The 14,913-nt window shown below is 67.6% G+C and carries 15 protein-coding genes; 9 read left to right on the forward strand and 6 right to left on the reverse strand.

All coding sequences use genetic code 11. The annotated features are described in order from the left end of the window. The first annotated feature begins 18 nt into the window (after window positions 1–18). Both ACSQ24_RS01360 and ACSQ24_RS01365 read left to right on the forward strand, forming a co-directional pair. Window positions 19–570, forward strand: a complete 552-nt coding sequence (locus ACSQ24_RS01360; protein WP_436092950.1) for an RNA polymerase sigma factor — start codon at window positions 19–21, stop codon at window positions 568–570. Next, window positions 567–1,319 carry an anti-sigma factor family protein gene (locus ACSQ24_RS01365; protein WP_436092951.1) on the forward strand — a complete coding sequence of 251 codons (753 nt, stop codon included), beginning with the start codon at window positions 567–569 and terminating at the stop codon, window positions 1,317–1,319. Before ACSQ24_RS01360 ends, ACSQ24_RS01365 begins: the two co-directional genes overlap by 4 nt. A 33-nt stretch (window positions 1,320–1,352) precedes the next feature. Here ACSQ24_RS01365 and ACSQ24_RS01370 read toward each other — a convergent pair whose 3' ends face one another. Next, a complete protein-coding gene (locus ACSQ24_RS01370; protein WP_436092952.1) occupies window positions 1,353–4,928 on the reverse strand; it encodes an autotransporter domain-containing protein in 3,576 nt (1,191 codons plus the stop codon). A 178-nt stretch (window positions 4,929–5,106) separates the two neighbouring features. Here ACSQ24_RS01370 and ACSQ24_RS01375 point away from each other — a divergent pair, with 178 nt between their 5' ends. Next, window positions 5,107–5,256 carry a hypothetical protein gene (locus tag ACSQ24_RS01375; RefSeq protein ID WP_436092953.1) on the forward strand — a complete coding sequence of 50 codons (150 nt, stop codon included), beginning with the start codon at window positions 5,107–5,109 and terminating at the stop codon, window positions 5,254–5,256. Window positions 5,257–5,541: 285 nt separating this feature from the next. Here the strand turns inward: ACSQ24_RS01375 and aceB are convergent, their stop codons facing one another. Continuing rightward, window positions 5,542–7,149 (reverse strand): malate synthase A, encoded by a 1,608-nt coding sequence (gene aceB, locus ACSQ24_RS01380; RefSeq protein ID WP_436092954.1) that lies wholly within the window; start codon window positions 7,147–7,149, stop codon window positions 5,542–5,544. A 197-nt stretch (window positions 7,150–7,346) separates the two neighbouring features. On the opposite strand from aceB, the gene ACSQ24_RS01385 reads away from it, so the two are divergent. Then, window positions 7,347–7,634 carry a peptide-binding protein gene (locus ACSQ24_RS01385; protein WP_436092955.1) on the forward strand — a complete coding sequence of 96 codons (288 nt, stop codon included), beginning with the start codon at window positions 7,347–7,349 and terminating at the stop codon, window positions 7,632–7,634. Between the two features lie 408 nt (window positions 7,635–8,042). On the opposite strand, the gene ACSQ24_RS01390 is transcribed toward ACSQ24_RS01385, so the two are convergent. The 3 genes from ACSQ24_RS01390 to ygfZ all read right to left on the reverse strand — a co-directional run bounded on the left by ACSQ24_RS01390 (window position 8,043) and on the right by ygfZ (window position 10,303). After that, entirely contained in the window at window positions 8,043–8,603 is a 561-nt protein-coding gene (locus ACSQ24_RS01390; RefSeq protein WP_436097804.1) for a YfbR-like 5'-deoxynucleotidase, read from the reverse strand. A gap of 192 nt (window positions 8,604–8,795) precedes the next feature. Next, window positions 8,796–9,419: a DNA-3-methyladenine glycosylase I gene (locus ACSQ24_RS01395; RefSeq protein WP_436092956.1), complete on the reverse strand. Its 624-nt coding sequence runs from the start codon at window positions 9,417–9,419 to the stop codon at window positions 8,796–8,798. After that, window positions 9,416–10,303: a CAF17-like 4Fe-4S cluster assembly/insertion protein YgfZ gene (gene ygfZ, locus ACSQ24_RS01400; RefSeq protein WP_436092957.1), complete on the reverse strand. Its 888-nt coding sequence runs from the start codon at window positions 10,301–10,303 to the stop codon at window positions 9,416–9,418. Before ygfZ ends, ACSQ24_RS01395 begins: the two co-directional genes overlap by 4 nt. 283 nt (window positions 10,304–10,586) lie before the next feature. Between ygfZ and ACSQ24_RS01405 the strand changes: the two genes are divergently transcribed. The 5 genes from ACSQ24_RS01405 (at window position 10,587) to ACSQ24_RS01425 (ending at window position 14,283) form a co-directional block, all read left to right on the forward strand. Beyond that, a complete protein-coding gene (locus ACSQ24_RS01405) occupies window positions 10,587–11,249 on the forward strand; it encodes a dihydrofolate reductase family protein (RefSeq protein WP_436092958.1) in 663 nt (220 codons plus the stop codon). A 113-nt stretch (window positions 11,250–11,362) separates the two neighbouring features. Continuing rightward, complete coding sequence (locus tag ACSQ24_RS01410; RefSeq protein WP_436092959.1) at window positions 11,363–11,785, forward strand: YciI family protein; 423 nt, start codon at window positions 11,363–11,365, stop codon at window positions 11,783–11,785. A 78-nt stretch (window positions 11,786–11,863) separates the two neighbouring features. Next, window positions 11,864–12,286: a YciI family protein gene (locus tag ACSQ24_RS01415; protein ID WP_436092960.1), complete on the forward strand. Its 423-nt coding sequence runs from the start codon at window positions 11,864–11,866 to the stop codon at window positions 12,284–12,286. A gap of 81 nt (window positions 12,287–12,367) precedes the next feature. Further along, window positions 12,368–12,793, forward strand: a complete 426-nt coding sequence (locus ACSQ24_RS01420; protein WP_436092961.1) for a YciI family protein — start codon at window positions 12,368–12,370, stop codon at window positions 12,791–12,793. 221 nt (window positions 12,794–13,014) lie between these two features. Next, a complete protein-coding gene (locus ACSQ24_RS01425; RefSeq protein ID WP_436092962.1) occupies window positions 13,015–14,283 on the forward strand; it encodes an RNA polymerase sigma factor in 1,269 nt (422 codons plus the stop codon). Between the two features lie 247 nt (window positions 14,284–14,530). Here ACSQ24_RS01425 and ACSQ24_RS01430 read toward each other — a convergent pair whose 3' ends face one another. Continuing rightward, window positions 14,531–14,800: a hypothetical protein gene (locus ACSQ24_RS01430; protein WP_110492788.1), complete on the reverse strand. Its 270-nt coding sequence runs from the start codon at window positions 14,798–14,800 to the stop codon at window positions 14,531–14,533. Window positions 14,801–14,913 lie beyond the last annotated feature (113 nt).

A 14,913-nucleotide genomic window follows, 5' to 3' on the forward strand; every position in this document is an offset into this window, starting at 1 on the left:
CGGAGGCGGGCCAGGGCAATGCACGAGACCGGCATCAATCAGCGGGGATATCCGGCACCTTCGCCAGGGGCGGCGCTGTCGCCCTTTGCGACCGAGCTGATTGCGCTGCTGCCGCGCCTGCGGCGCTACGCGATGACGCTGACGCGCTCGACGAGCGAGGCGGAGGATCTGGCGCAGGCCGCTTGCGAGCGGGCGCTGCGGGCGCAGGCGCAATGGCAGGAGGGCACGCGGCTCGACGCCTGGCTCTTCAGCATCGCCCGCAACCTCTGGATCGACCAGCTGCGCAAGCGGCGGCGGGAGGGCGCCAGCGAGACGCTGGATCTGCATCCGGAGCTGCAGGGCGAGGATGGCAGGCAGGTCACCGAGACGGCCCTGACGGCCGGTTCGGTCCAGCAGGCGCTGGAGGAGATGCCGTCCGAGCAGCGTGACCTGCTGCTGCTGGTCTGCGTCGATGGCCTGAGTTACCGCGACGCGTCCGACCGGCTCTCGATCCCGATCGGGACGGTGATGAGCCGCTTGTCGCGCGCGCGCCTCGGCCTGGCCAAAAGACTGGGAATGGAGCCGACATGACGAACCTCGCTGTGAGCGACGAGGACCTGGTCGCACTGGCGGATGGCGAACTCGCCCCGGATGCGGCCGAGCGCCTGCATGCGCGCATCGTCGCCGACCCGGATCTCGCAGAGCGTTTCGCGATCCTGGCGGAAACCCGCTTCCTGCTGGAGGGGGAGAGGGCGGAGCCGCAAGCGGTGCCGGATCATCTCGTGGCGGCCATCGTCGCGGCGGGCAGCCCGCCGGCCGCACCGCGCCTCTCGGTGATCGCAGGCGGAAAGCCGGCGGTTTTCGAGGCGCCTTCGGCACGCCGCTGGCCGCGCCTTGCTTTGCCGCTTGCCGCCAGCTTCCTGGTCATGGCTGGTGGACTGGCGGGTTATCTCGCGGGCAGCGCCGGGCGGCCCGATGCAGGCATCGCGCTGGCGGGGTTCTCCCGCGGCGGTATCGATGCGGCCCTGTCGCAAGCGGCCAGCGGCGGAGAAGTCAGCCTTGCGGACGGCAAGCTGCGCGTGATCGCGTCCTACAAGCTCGGAGACGGGCGGCTTTGCCGGGAGTACACGCTGACGCATGCCGCCGGGCCGGGCTGGGACGCGGTCGATTGCCGTGATGGTGGCAATTGGCGCACGGAATTTCTCGCCGCCAAGGCCCCGCCGGCGACCGGTTATGCGCCGGCGAGCGGCGATGCGAGCGCCGAGGCCTTCCTCAGCGCACGCGGCGCCGAGCCGTTGTCTTCCGAAGAGGAAGGTAAGCTGCTCGGCCTCGGCAAGTAGCCATGCGCGCCGTCGCCCCTCGCAAGCCCTCTTTCAGAACCTGACCGCGAGGTTGGCCTTGAAGGCGTGGTCCTGGGCGTCCTTGGCGAGCTGGCCGGTATAGGCCAGGCCGAGCGCGGCGCTTTTGCTGATCGCGAGGTCGAGCCCGGCTTCGACGACGGCAGCGTCCCGTGCGATTGGCAGGCCGGCGACGGTGAATGAGCTGGCCCCGGCGAAGGCGAGCGCTGCGGTCGGCGTGACGTCGCCGAAGGCATGGCGCCAGGCCAGCCCGCCGCGCAGGGTCAGGTCCATGCCCTGCAGGCCGAGATTGGTCGAGGCGCGCAGGCCCAGCGTGGAGTAGCCGAGGCTGGTGTCGTCGCTGCGGGCCGTCAGCGCCGCCACTCCGCCGGTCTCGCTGAACCCGTCCGTGTGCAGGTTGACATAGGCCAGCCCGGCGAAGGGCTCGAGCGCCACCTTGCCGAGCTCGATCCGGTAGCCGAGCTCGCCGAAGACCTGCGCCGTGCCGGCGTCGTAACCGGCTTTCAGGCCGTCGCCGAAGCCGGTGAAGGCGACGGTACGGCGGGTCTCAATGGCGTGCCAGGTGTAGCTCGCCCCAAGGCGCAGCCCGAGCGCGCCCCATTGGCCGCCGCCATAGAGACCGAGATGGTAGTTGTCGCTCTCGCCCGAGGAGAGCCGCGCATTCACGTCGAACTCGCTGCGGCTGTAGCCGGCGACGACGCCCAGGCGCATGCTGTCGACCACCGCGACATCCGCGCCGATCAGGAAGCCGCCGGTCGAACGCGTCAGCTTGGCGGCGTTGCGGTCGCTGTCGGTCCGTCCCCAGGAGCCGTAGCCCTGGCCCCAGACGGCGAAGCGGTCGCTCCTGAGCCTGGGCATCGGCCCGGTCGCGCTCGGGGCGAGGTCGGCGGAAAAGCCGTAGTTCAGCGTCGCCATCGGGCTGGCGCCGACTGCGCCGAAGGCCGAGCGCAGCCGGTCGTTGACCGCCGCGCGCAAGAGCCAGCTCTCGTCGACCAGCGCGCTCTTGGCGGAGGCGTGGATCTCGCCCGAGAGCGCGTCGAAGGCCTGGCGGGCGGAGGGCGCGTCGAGCATCAGGAGGGTGTTGTAGAGCGCCAGCGTCCCGCCTGTCTGCGGCAGTGTGTCGAGCCCGCCTGCGGTGGCGAACTGGTTGCGCGTCTGCGCCACGGTCCCGAAGATCGCCGGCGGGGCAGTCGGCGTCGTGACGGGAGGAGTGCCCGGCCCGGGTGGTGTCACCGGTGGCGTGCCCGGATCGGGAGGGGTCACAGGCGGCGAGCCCTTGACCGCGATGACGAGGTCGACCTGGTTGGGCCGGTGATCGACCGTAAGGTCGAGGAAGGCCGAGCGCGAGACCGCCCCGGCGACGGTGCCGCTGACCCCGCCGGCGGCGGTGATGATCGTGTAGCGCTGGCCGCTGATGTAGCTGGTCTGCGGGTCGAGCGCGGTGACGCCGACCTGGCTGCCGGTGACGGTAGCGATCCCGGTCGCGGCGATCCGGTCGGACGTGCCATTGCCGCCGATCTCGACTTCATAGAGCGAACCCGGCGCCAGCACGAGGTTGCCGGCGACGTTCAAGGTGCCGATCGAGTTGCCCGGCGCGATGGTCGCGCCGGCCTGGATCGTGGTGGAGCCGACCGCGCCGGAACCGGCCAGCGTCGCGCCGCTGAGCACGGTGAGGGGCGAAAGCAGAAGCGTGCCGTTGACCGAGAGCTTACCGGCCTCGACCGTCGTCGGGCCGGAGAGGATGTTGGAGCCGGTAAGGGTCAGGCTGCCGGCGCCGCGCTTGGTGAAGGAACCGCTGCCGGTGATCCGGTTGGCGAAGGTCGCGTCGGTCGGCTGATCGATGATCAGCGCGCCAAGGTTGCTGATCCGGCCGCTGCCGAAGCTCGTGGCCTGGCCGATCAGCGTGCCGGCGGCGATCTCGGTGCCGCCCGCATAGGTGTTGACGCCGGTGAGCGTCGTCGAGCCCGTGCCGCTATGAGTGACGATGCCTGTGCCCGAGATCGCGCCGCCGAAGCTGACGGCGTCCGAGCGGTTGAACAACAGGTTGCCGTTGTTGACGACATCGCCGACGATCGAGCCGTTCGTGGTGCCATCGCCGAGCGTCAGAGTGCCGGCCGAGATCAGCGTGCCGCCGCTATAGGTGTTCGTCCCGGTGAGGGCGAGAGTACCAAGATCGGACTTCACCAGCTGGGCGCTGCCGATGAGGTTGGACGCGATCGTGGCCTGGGTGAAGGCGCCGCTCGCGGTGCCGTCGCCGACGCGGATGACCGCCTGCGTGCCGGTCAGGGTGATGTCGCCGCCCTGGATGACGTAGGCGTTCGTGACGAACTGCATGCCGGAGGCAATGACCGGGCCGAGGCCGGTGTTGACCGTGACCGTGCCGGGCGTACCCGCGAAGACGGCGAAGGAGCCGGCAGCGAAGCCACCGTTGGGGACGCCGAGCTCGTTCGTCCAGTTGTTGTTGCCGGAGGCGGCCAGCCAGGTGCCGTTGCCGCCGCCGATGACGCTGTTGTTTCGCCCGTCCGTCGCGCCGTCCCAGAAGCGCAACGTCAGCCCGGCGGTGTTGACCAGGTTGACCTGCCCGGCAACGCCGGTCTGCACGAAGAAGTCGGGGGTCGGCGCCGAGCCGACCGTCAGGCCGTTATCGGTCAGCGTGCCGGTATAGTTGAAGATGCGGTAGATGCCGGGATCGAAGCTGCCGCCCGGTGCGGTCGTGACGTTCAGCAGGCCAGCGACGGTGAGGTTGCCGTTGACGTTGGTGAGGTCGTTGAGCGGGCCGCCGGGAACGCCGGCCTGGCCGAGATTATAGTTGAGCAGCGCGCCGCTGTTCAGGGTCAGGTCGCCATTGATCGTCAGCGTCCCCGGCGTCACCCCGGCTGCGCCCGGCGCCAGCGTGCCGTTGCTGTCGATCGTGACGTTGCCGTTGATGGTTCCGGTGCCGCCGAGCGTCGCACCGACGAGCACGCCCACGTTGCCGAGCGACGAGCCGTTGACCAGCAGCGTGCCCTGCTCGACCGACAGGGGGATCGCGGTGGTGGCCGTCCCGGTCAGCGTCCAGGTGCTGGTGCCGGTCTTGATGAAGGCGTCGAAGTTCTGGTACTGCGCCGCCGGGCCGATGGCCGAGACGTTGAAGCTGGCGTCGGCGCTGCCGCCAAGGCGCAGGGTGTCGAGAAGCCCGGTCGGGTTCGCAACGACATTGCCAATGATCTGCGAGCCGGCCTGCAGCTCGAGGTTGATCCTGCCCGTTGTTGGGGCAACGCCGCTCGACCACTGGATCGCATTGGCGTGGCCCGCACCGGCGCGGATCGTGCCGCTGTTAACGAGGTCCAGGATCGTGCCGGCTGCATTCAAGACGATAGCAGCGGCTCCGGCGCCGCCCTCGACTGTGCCGGTGTTGATGATCGGGTTTATGGGTGCAGTACGAACCCAGATGCCTGCGCCATCCCCCGCTGTGCCGTTGGTCGGGCCGGTTCCGCCGCGGACGATGCCGTTGTTGACGAATGCATCGGCGCCCGGCGTGAACAGGTCGACGCCCGCTCCGCCGCCTGCGCCCGTGCTGTTTCCGCCCTGAATGACGCCGTTGTTGGTCACTGTTGCACTGCGCCGAATCTGTGCGCCCGCGCCTGCGTCCGCTGATATGGCGTTTCCGCCCACGAAGTTGCCCACAATCGTGAACGACCCGGGGCCGCCACCTATGTCTTCTACAATGTGAATGTAGCCGCCTGGGGTTCCACCGGCACCGTCAGTGCCGAAAATGGTGAAGCCTTGCGTGTCGATTGTGATCGGCTTGGTGGGCGGAACAAAGCTGGTCGTCGACATGATAAAATTGCCGGTAATCCTGATCGTCGCGGTTGGATCAGGATCGGCGTTCGCGGCCTGGACAGCGGTGACCATCTCCGCCTGGCTGCTCGCTGTGTAAGTCGCGGCCGAGGCAGGCGAAGCTGCCCAGCAAGCCAGCGTCAGCGTGGTGATGCTGACGCTACGGAGCAAAGCCCCATGGGCAGAGGAACGTCGCGGTCCGGCGGTCATCTGCTCATCCCATGCATAGCCAGTGCCGCCTTTCGGGCGGCATGCAACTATGGCTAGAGTCGGGCCGCTAAGGGAATATTAAGACCTGCCGGTTCGACCGCATCGGGGGGTTGCGTTCAGCGCATGTTTTACGTTTGGTAAACGGCCGGCGCCGCGTGCAGCGCCGGCCGTGATCTCAGCCCAGCTTTGCGTAAGCCGGCACGGTCAGGAACTCCTCGAACTCGGGCGCCAGCGAGAGCTTCGAGAACAGGTCGATCGCCTCGGGGAAGCGGCCCTTGTCGTAGGCCTGCGCGCCGAGCTCGCTTTTCACCCGGCCCATTTCCTCGGCCAGGCAGCGCTTGAACAGCTCGGCGTCGACCCTGGTGCCGCCTTCGAGGGCAACGCCGTACTGGACGAACTGCCAGATCTGGGCGCGGCTGATCTCGGCGGTCGCCGCATCCTCCATCATGTTGTAGATCGGCACCGCGCCGCGGCCGCGCAGCCAGGCTTCGAGATACTGCACGCCGACGCGGATGTTCTCGCGGAAGCCGGCCTCGGTGCGGCTGCCCTCGTGGACCTCCAGCAGCTGCTCGCGGCTGACCTCGACATCCTCGCGCAGCTTGTCGAGCTGGTTTTGCTGCGGCATCAGCCGGTCGAAGACCTCCATCGCCACCGGGACGAGGTCGGGATGGGCGACCCAGGTGCCGTCATGGCCGTCGCCGGCCTCGCGCTCCTTGTCGGCCTTGACCTTGGCGAAGGCGGCGGCATTGGCCTCGGGGTTGTTCTTGACCGGGATCTGCGCCGCCATGCCGCCCATGGCGAAGGCGCCGCGGCGATGGCAGGTCTTGATCAGCAGCAGCGAATAGGCGCGCAGGAAGGCCTTGGTCATCACCACCTGCGAGCGGTCGGGCAGGACGAAGGCCTTGTTGCGGGCGAGCTTCTTGATGAAGGAGAAGATGTAGTCCCAGCGGCCGCAATTGAGGCCGGCCATGTGCTCGCGCAGTTCGTAGAGGATCTCGTCCATCTCGAAGGCGGCCGGCAGGGTCTCGATCAGCACGGTCGCCTTGATCGTGCCGGCCTTGAGACCGAGCGCGGTCTGCGCCGCGACGAAGACATCGTTCCAGAGCCTGGCCTCGAGATGGCTCTCGAGCTTGGGCAGGTAGAAATACGGGCCCGAGCCCTGCGCCAGCGCCGCCTTGGCGCAATGGAACATGTAAAGGCCGAAATCGACCAGCGCGCCCGAGGCGATCTCGCCGTCGATCTCTATATGCCGTTCCGGCAGATGCCAGCCGCGCGGGCGGATGATCAGGACGGCCGGCTTGTCCTTGAGCTTGTAGGCCTTGCCGGTGCTCGGCTCGGTGAAGTCGATCCTGCCGGCCCAGCGGTCTTTCAGGTTGATCTGGCCTTCGACCATGTTGGCCCAGACCGGCGAGGAGGCGTCCTCGAAATCGGCCATGAAGACCTTGGCGCCGGAATTCAACGCGTTGACGATCATCTTGCGGTCGACCGGGCCGGTGATCTCGACGCGGCGGTCCTGCAGATCGGCCGGGATGGCTGCGACCTTCCAGTCGCCCTCGCGGATATGGCGGGTCTCTGCCAGGAAATCCGGGGTCTCGCCGGCGTCGAAGCGCTTCTGGCGCTCCTTGCGCACGGCGAGCAGGCGCTTGCGGGTCTCGTTGAAGCGGCGCTGCAGCCCGGCGACGAAGGCGAGCGCGTCATGGCTCAGGACCTCGTCATAACGCTCGGCGAGCGCGCCCTTGACGACGACGCCGGCAGGAAGGGTGAGGCTGGTCGGGGCGGTCATGGCTTTTGTCTCTCTCACCTACATCAGGTGAACGCAGTATGCCGCTTTCCGATTTTATCGGGAACAGCAGAGAATGTCAGATGATCTGATCCAAAACAGAAACAATCGCTTTCTGAGGCGAAAGCAGCCCTGAATGCGCCATTGCACAGGCGTGTCACGGCGCGGGGCGTGCCGCTTGACGATCAGGGGATTAGTTCATGACCGCCATCCGCCTCGGCCTCATCACCGCCGCGCTCGCCACTTGCCTGGCGGTCGCGCCGGCCTTCGCCCAGAGCCGCTGCGCCGTCACCGATCCGACGGGCACGCCGCTCAACATCCGCGAGACGCCGAACGGCGAGATCATCGGCCGCGTCACGAACGGCGCCGGCATCAGGGTGATGAACACCTCGTTCGACGAGCGCGGCCGGCCCTGGGCGCTGATCAGCCCGCGCGGCCGCAACCATGTGGTGGGCTGGGTCTATCGGGAATTTGTCTCTTGCTATTGAGGCCGGTGCCGGCCGGCTGCAGATAAAGCCGCGGGGAACCCTTCTCCCGTCTGGGAGAGGGCAGGGTGAGGGGCCTGCCCTAACTATAGAAGGCGCAGCGGCACTGCCTCGTTTCAATTATTCAGCGGCGGTCCCTAACCCCTACCCCTCTCCCATCCGGATTCCTCTGCGAAAGGGCCGATCGCTGAGCTCCTCCCTTCCCCCTTGTGGGGAAGGGTTGGGGATGGGGGTGGTGCCGCCTGGTGATCGCCAGCAGGAACGAGGCTTGGCAGCGGCGACGGTATGGTCTGGTTCAGCCGATCACTCCGGCTTTGCGACCCCCACCCCTGCCCCTCCCCACAAGGGGGAGGGGTTCCGTCCGCAACCCTTTCGCAGAGGAATCCATCCAGGAGAGGGGTTCCCCGCGCCTTATCCTGTCAACTCCGCAAAACGTTTCAGGAACGCCGCCTGCGCCTGCTCCGTCGCTTGCGGCTCGATCAACGCCAGCACCTCCCGCGGCAGGGCCTGCGGGCGGCCGAAGAAGCGTAGCGCTTCCTCGCGCTCGAAGCCGGCGAGCTCGGTCGCCTCGAGGAAGGCCGAGATCTTGTCGGCATCCTTGACCTTGCGCTTCAGCACGGCCGGCGTCGCCGCAGGCAGGGAAAAGCGCAGATGGATCGCCGCCAGCAGGCGCAGCTCGACGCCCTTGTAGGCATCGCCCATCACCGCCTTGAACGGCGAGATCATGTCGCCGATGACGTATTCGGGCGCATCGTGCAGCAACGCCATCAGCCGCCACTCGCGCGGCCAGTCCGGGTTGAGATGCCCGGCGATCGCCTCGACCAGCAGGCTATGCTGCGCCACCGAGAAGGAATGCGCGCCACGCGTCTGGCCGTTCCAGCGGGCGACGCGGGCGAGGCCATGGGCGATGTCCTCGATCTCGACATCGAGTGGCGAGGGATCGAGCAGGTCGAGCCGACGGCCCGAGAGCATGCGCTGCCAGGCGCGCGGCGGGGGCGAGGGACGGGTCACGGCGTTTCCACCCGACGCCCCCGCCCGTCATTCCGGACAAGTCGCGTCAGCGACGCAGCTCCGGAATCCATCGGAGGGCGTTGCGCTCTACGATGGATTCCGGGACTGCGCTTCGCTTGCCCGGAATGACGGTGAAATCGCGTTGCCGACATCTCAGGCAGCGGGGCGCGTGTCGCGGGCCAGTGCCGCGCATTCCTGCCAGCGGAAGCAGCCGGTGAGGTGGTCGTTGACCATGCCGCAGGCTTGCATCACCGCATAGACGATGGTCGGGCCGCAGAAGGTGAAGCCGGCGGCCTTGAGCTCCCTGGAGATCGCCTTGGACACGGTGGTCTCCGCCGGCACGTCCTCATGGGTCCGGAAGGCGTTCTGGATCACCCGCCCGTCGAGATGCTTCCAGAGGAAATCGGTGAACGGCCCCTTCTCGCTGAGCCTGAGATAGGCCTGCGCGTTGCGGATCGTGCCCTCGATCTTGCCGCGATGGCGGACGATGCCGGCATCGGTCAGTAGGCGCTGGACATCGGCCTCGCCGAAGCGGGCGACCGTCTCAGGCTCGAAGCCGGAAAAGCCGGCGCGGAAGGCGTCGCGCTTCCTCAGGATGGTGATCCAGGACAGGCCGGCCTGGAAGCCGTCGAGCATCAGCTTTTCCCAGAGCGTGCGGGAATCATATTCCGGCACGCCCCATTCGGTGTCGTGATAGGCAAGATAGAGCGGATCGCTCCCCGGCCAGATGCAGCGATACTTGCCGTCGGGGCCCTCGACCGCCTCGCGCCCGCTCATGCTGCCGCTCCGAATTCCGGCTCGCCGGGATAGGGGAAACGGATGAAGGCCGGCTTGCTCGCCAGCGTGAAGGCGAGGCCGCCCGCGTCGAGCTCGTGGCCGGCGGCGAGCGCATCCGCCACGCGGTCGAGCCGGAGCAAGGCAAGGCCGCGGCCGCCGGCACAGGAGCCGACGCGGCCGAGCAGCTTGCCGCCGGCGCTGGCCTCGACGCCGTCCTCCGGATTCAAGCCCTCGCTGAAGACAACAGGCACGACGCGGGAGCGAGCGGTGCCGCGGTGCTGCATGCGCGAGACGACCTCCTGGCCGATATAGCAGCCCTTCCTGAAGGAGACGCCGCCGAGCTGATCGAACAGCGCCTCGTGCGGGAAGGCGTCGCCATAGATGAAGTCGCGGCCGCCATCGGGAATGCCGAGCTCGATGCGGTGGGCGTGGTACGCGTCCAGGCTGGCATCCACGAGCTCGTCGGCGCCATCCAGGTCGACGATAGCGCGCTCGCCAAGCTCTGGCAGGCGTGGATCAGCATAGACCAGCCCGGCATCGGCCGGCAGCGTGCCGCCATCGGTCGCGGCGATCACGGCAGTGGTCTCGCTGAGATCATCGAGCGTCACTTTGGCGCGCAGCTTGTAGAGCTTCAGCTTCTTCATCAGGTCGGCGGTCTGGACCAAGGGCGTGTCGAGCAGGAAGCCGCCGCCCTCGGCGCCCGGGACCGCGACGACGAAGAAATCGCCGATGATCTTGCCTTGCGGTGTCAGCAGCCCGCCGTACCCGGCACGTTCGAGCGTGACGGTCTCCATCGCGTTGGTGACGATGTTCTCGAGGAAATCGCGGGCTTCGTCGCCGCTGACGCGGATGACGCCGCGGTCGACCAGTCTGGTTGCCGGCATGGCAGGGCTCTTTCAGCGATCGCTGTTTCGGCGCGGGCGCCGTTCGCCCCGATAGTTAGGGTGCTTCGCCCCGGGGCTCAACCGCTGCGGCAGCCGAGCCAGGATTCGGGTGCCGTCCTTCGCCAGGAGCCGATCGCAGAATTTTTTTCGGGACGCTGTCGATCCGGCGATGTGCCGTTCGACGTGTCAGCAAGAAGCAGCGGAGGTCGCAGGTCATTGCGCCTCCGCCCGAGCTTCGGAGAAGTGATGCGGGACGAGCTTCCGCAAGTTCGGGAGACATCAGATGAGACAAGTCGTTGCCGCCACCTTCGTGTCCCTCGACGGCATCATGCAGGCGCCGGGCGGCCCGCAGGAGGATCCGCAGGGCGGCTTCAGCCATGGCGGCTGGACCTTCCACCACTGGGACGATGCGATGGGCAAGGTCATGGACAAGGTCCTGACCGACAAGTTCGACCTGCTGCTCGGCCGCCGGACCTACGACATCTTCGCGGCGCACTGGCCCTATGCCGGCGACGATCCGATCGCGGTCAAGTTCAACGCCATCACCAAATATGTCGCGACCTCCGAGCCGCAGACGCTGACCTGGCAGAACACCGTCGCGCTGCGTGGCGATCCCGCCGCAGAAGTCGCGGCACTGAAGCGGCAGGATGGGCCGAAGCTCCTGCTGCAGGGCTCGAGCGAATTGATCCAGGCGCTGCTGGCGAAGGACCTGGTCGACGAGATCACGCTGCTGACCTTCCCGGTCGTGCTCGGCAAGGGCAAGCGCCTGTTCGGCTCGGGCGCCATGCCCGCCGCGTTCAAGCTCGTCGAGAGCAGCGCCTCGAGCACCGGCGTGCTGATGGCGACCTATCGCCGCGAGGGCGAGGTCACCACGGGATCATTCGAGTTCGCCGAGCCGAGCGCCGCCGAAATCGCCCGCCGCGAAAAATATGCGGCCAGGGGCTGAATTTTCTTCAGAGCCTGTCGATCGGGGCGTTCCTCGTTCGACGTGAAGACAGAGGCGGGATTTCTCCCGCCCGATAGCGAAGCAAAACCAACCCGACAGACAGGAGAAGACCGATGCGCGTGATGGTTCTGGTCAAGGCCGACAAGGACACCGAAGCCGGCGTGATGCCGAGCGAGGAGATCCTCGCCCAGATGGGCGCCTATAACGAGGAGCTGGTGAAGGCGGGCGTGATGCTGGCGGGCGAGGGTTTGCATTCGAGCTCGAAGGGGCTGCGCATGCGCTTCTCGGGCTCGCAGCGGGTGATCATCGACGGTCCCTTCGCCGAGACCAAGGAACTGCTCGCCGGCTTCTGGATCTGGCAGGTCCGCTCCTTCGACGAGGCGGTCGAATGGCTGAAGCGCGCCCCCTTCGACGGCGACACTGAGATCGAGATGCGCCCGATCTTCGAGATGGAGGATTTCGGCGAGGCGCTGACGCCGGAGCTGCGCGAGCAGGAAGAACGTGTGCGTGCCGAGGCGGCCAAGCTCGGCGGCTGACGCTCCGATCCAGGCAAATCGAACCGAAACGGAGGCGCAAGGCATCGCCTCCGCCCTTCTGCTTCAAGGAGAAGACCGATGCGCGTGATGATTCTGGTCAAGGCCAGCAAGGACAGCGAAGCCGGCGTGATGCCGAGCGAAGACATGCTCACCAAGATGGGCGCCTATAATGAGGAGCTGGTGAAGGCCGGCGTGATGCTGGCGATGGACGGGCTGCATCCGAGCTCGAAGGGGCTGCGCATGCGCTTCCAGGGCTCGCAGCGGACGATCATCGACGGCCCCTTCGCCGAGACCAAGGAGCTGCTCGCCGGCTTCTGGATCTGGCAGGTCCGCTCCTTCGACGAGGCGGTCGAGTGGCTGAAGCGCGCGCCCTTCGACGGCGGCACCGAGATCGAGCTGCGCCCGATCTTCGAGATGGAGGATTTCGGCGAGGCGCTGACGCCCGAGCTGCGCGAGCAGGAAGAGCGTGTGCGAGCCGAGGCGGCAAAACTCGCCGGCTGACCGGCCGAAGGTTCAGACTTCCATTCAATCCGGAGGGTGCGAGGCGAGGCCCGCACCACTCCAGCTAAACGGAGAAGACCGATGCGTTTCATGGTGCTGGTCAAGGCGACCAAGGACAGCGAAGCCGGTGCCCCGCCGACCCGGGAACTGGTCGATGCGATGATGGCCTATAATGAAGAGCTGGTGAAAGCCGGCATCATGAAGGGCGGCGACGGCCTGCAGCCGAGCGCGAAGGGCGCGCGTGTGCAGTTCGACGGCGAGAAGCGCGCCGTCGTCGACGGGCCCTTCGCCGAGACCAAGGAGCTCGTCGCGGGCTACTGGATCTGGGAGTGCAAGTCGCTCGAAGAGGCGATCGCCTGGGTCAAGCGCTGCCCCAACCCGATGCCTGGGCCGTCCGAGATCGAGATCCGCCCGGTCATCGACCTGGCCGATTTCGGGGACGCGGTCTCGCCCGAGGCCGATGCGGCCTGGAAGCGCCTGAAGAGCGAGGTCGGCGACAACGGCTGAGTGTTCGCTTCGGACAGGACACGGCGTGCTGAGAGCGATAGCCCTCCCCCCGCTTGCGGTGGGAGGGTTGGGTGGGGGGCAGTGCCGCTTGGTGCGCGCTGGAAGACGTCCCGAGCCCTGCTTTGCGGCCCCCCATCCCTAACCCTTCCCCACCGCAAGCGGGGGGAAGGGAATCTGAGCTGCTTGCCAGAGACGATCGCTGATGGTGTGTATCGCAGCCGATGACGGCAAGCGATGCACACCGCGCGATCGAGACGGTCTTCAGGATCGAGGCCCCCAGGCTGATTGCGGGCCTCGCCAGGGTCACCCGCGATGTCGGCCGGGCCGAGGAATTGGCGCAGGACGCGCTCGTCGCCGCGCTCCAGCAATGGCCGGGCGAGGGCGTGCCGCGCAATCCCGGCGCCTGGCTGATGCAGGCCGCCAAGCACCGCGCGCTCGACGGCCTCAGGCGCGCCAAGATGCTGCAGCGCAAGCATGACGAGATCGGCCGCGATCTCGACGAGGAGGCCGACCCGACCGCCGGGATCGAGGAGGCGCTCGACGACGAGCTCGGCGACGACCTGCTGCGATTGATCTTCACCGCCTGCCATCCGGTGCTCGCGGTCGAGGCGCGGCTCGCGCTCACCTTGCGCCTGATCGGCGGCCTCACCACCGAGGAGATCGCCCGGGCCTTCCTGGTGCCGGAGCCGACCATGGCCCAGCGCCTGGTCCGGGCGAAGAAGGCGCTGGCCGAGGCCAAGGTGCCCTATGAGGTGCCGCATGGGCCCGAGCTGGCGAACCGCCTCGCCTCGGTGCTGGAGGTGGTCTACCTGATCTTCAACGAGGGCTATGCCGCGACCGGCGGCGAGGACTGGGTGCGCCCGGCCTTGTGTCAGGAAGCGATGCGGCTCGGGCGCATTCTTGCTGGTCTCGCGCCGCAGGAACCCGAGGTGCACGGCCTCGTCGCGTTGATGGAGCTGCAGGCCTCGCGCCTGCGGGCCCGGATCGGTTCCGAGGGTGAGCCGGTGTTGCTGCTCGACCAGAACCGGGCCCGCTGGGATCGCCTGCTGATCAACCATGGCCTCAAGGCGCTCGATACGGCGCGGAGGCTTTCCACTGCGCCCAGCTCTTACGTCCTGCAGGCCGAGCTTGCCGCCTGCCATGCCCGTGCCCACACCGCCGAGGAGACCGATTGGCGCAGGATCGCGTCGCTCTATGGCGCACTCGGCGCGCTGACACCCTCGCCGGTGATCGAGCTCAACCGCGCCGTCGCGGTCTCGATGGCGGATGGGCCGGCGGCGGGGCTGGCGCTGGTCGATGCGCTCGCCGGCGCTCCTGCGCTGAAGAACTACCATCTGCTGCCGAGCGTGCGCGCCGACTTCCTGTTCAAGCTCTGCCGTTACGACGAGGCGGAGGCCGAGTTCACGCGCGCCGCCGAGATGACCCGGAATCGGCGCGAGCGTGACTTGCTGCTCAGCCGGGCGCAGACGGCGCGCCGGCAGATGGGGTAAGCGGGGGAACCCCTCTCCTGGAAGGAGAGGGGGCAGGGGTGAGGTGTTCGGACTGGAAACGTTGGCTGGAACCCGGTCGCGCGGTCAGCGCTCGCGGAACTGGTCGAACGGCCTACACCTCACCCTGCCCTCTCCTTCCAGGAGAGGGTTCCCCGCGTGTGAGAGTCTTCTTACCGCCTGCTTGAGAGCTTTTGGAACATCGTCCGAATGGAAGCGGGCAGCCTCGGGGCAAGCCCGAGCAGGACGCTTAGTGGCGCGTGCCGATGGTGAAGCTGCCGTTGCGGATCTTCTCGGGCAGGGCCTCGGCGAAGACAGCGGTCGCTTCCTCGCCATAAGTCTCGACCAGCGTGCGCATCGCCGCGAACAGGGCGGCATGGGCGAGCGCATCGGAATCGAGCCCGTCCTGGCGCGCCTCGGCGAAGGCGTCCTCGACATAGCTATAGGCGACGTGCCGGGCGTCCTTGACGTCCTCGGCGAGGGTCGGGTCGAGCGGCAGGTCGTCGGAGAGAGCGGACATGAAGGCAGCAGAACCCGGCGTCGAAAGAGACCTGTCGGACGGAACGGGCCTGGCGCAAGCCGTGACCATTCCAGTGATTTGCATACCAAGGATACGAGGCACAGCCGGCGGGC

The sequence above is a fragment of the Allobosea sp. LjRoot237 genome, from assembly GCF_964253285.1.
In the GTDB taxonomy this organism is placed as follows: domain Bacteria; phylum Pseudomonadota; class Alphaproteobacteria; order Rhizobiales; family Beijerinckiaceae; genus Allobosea.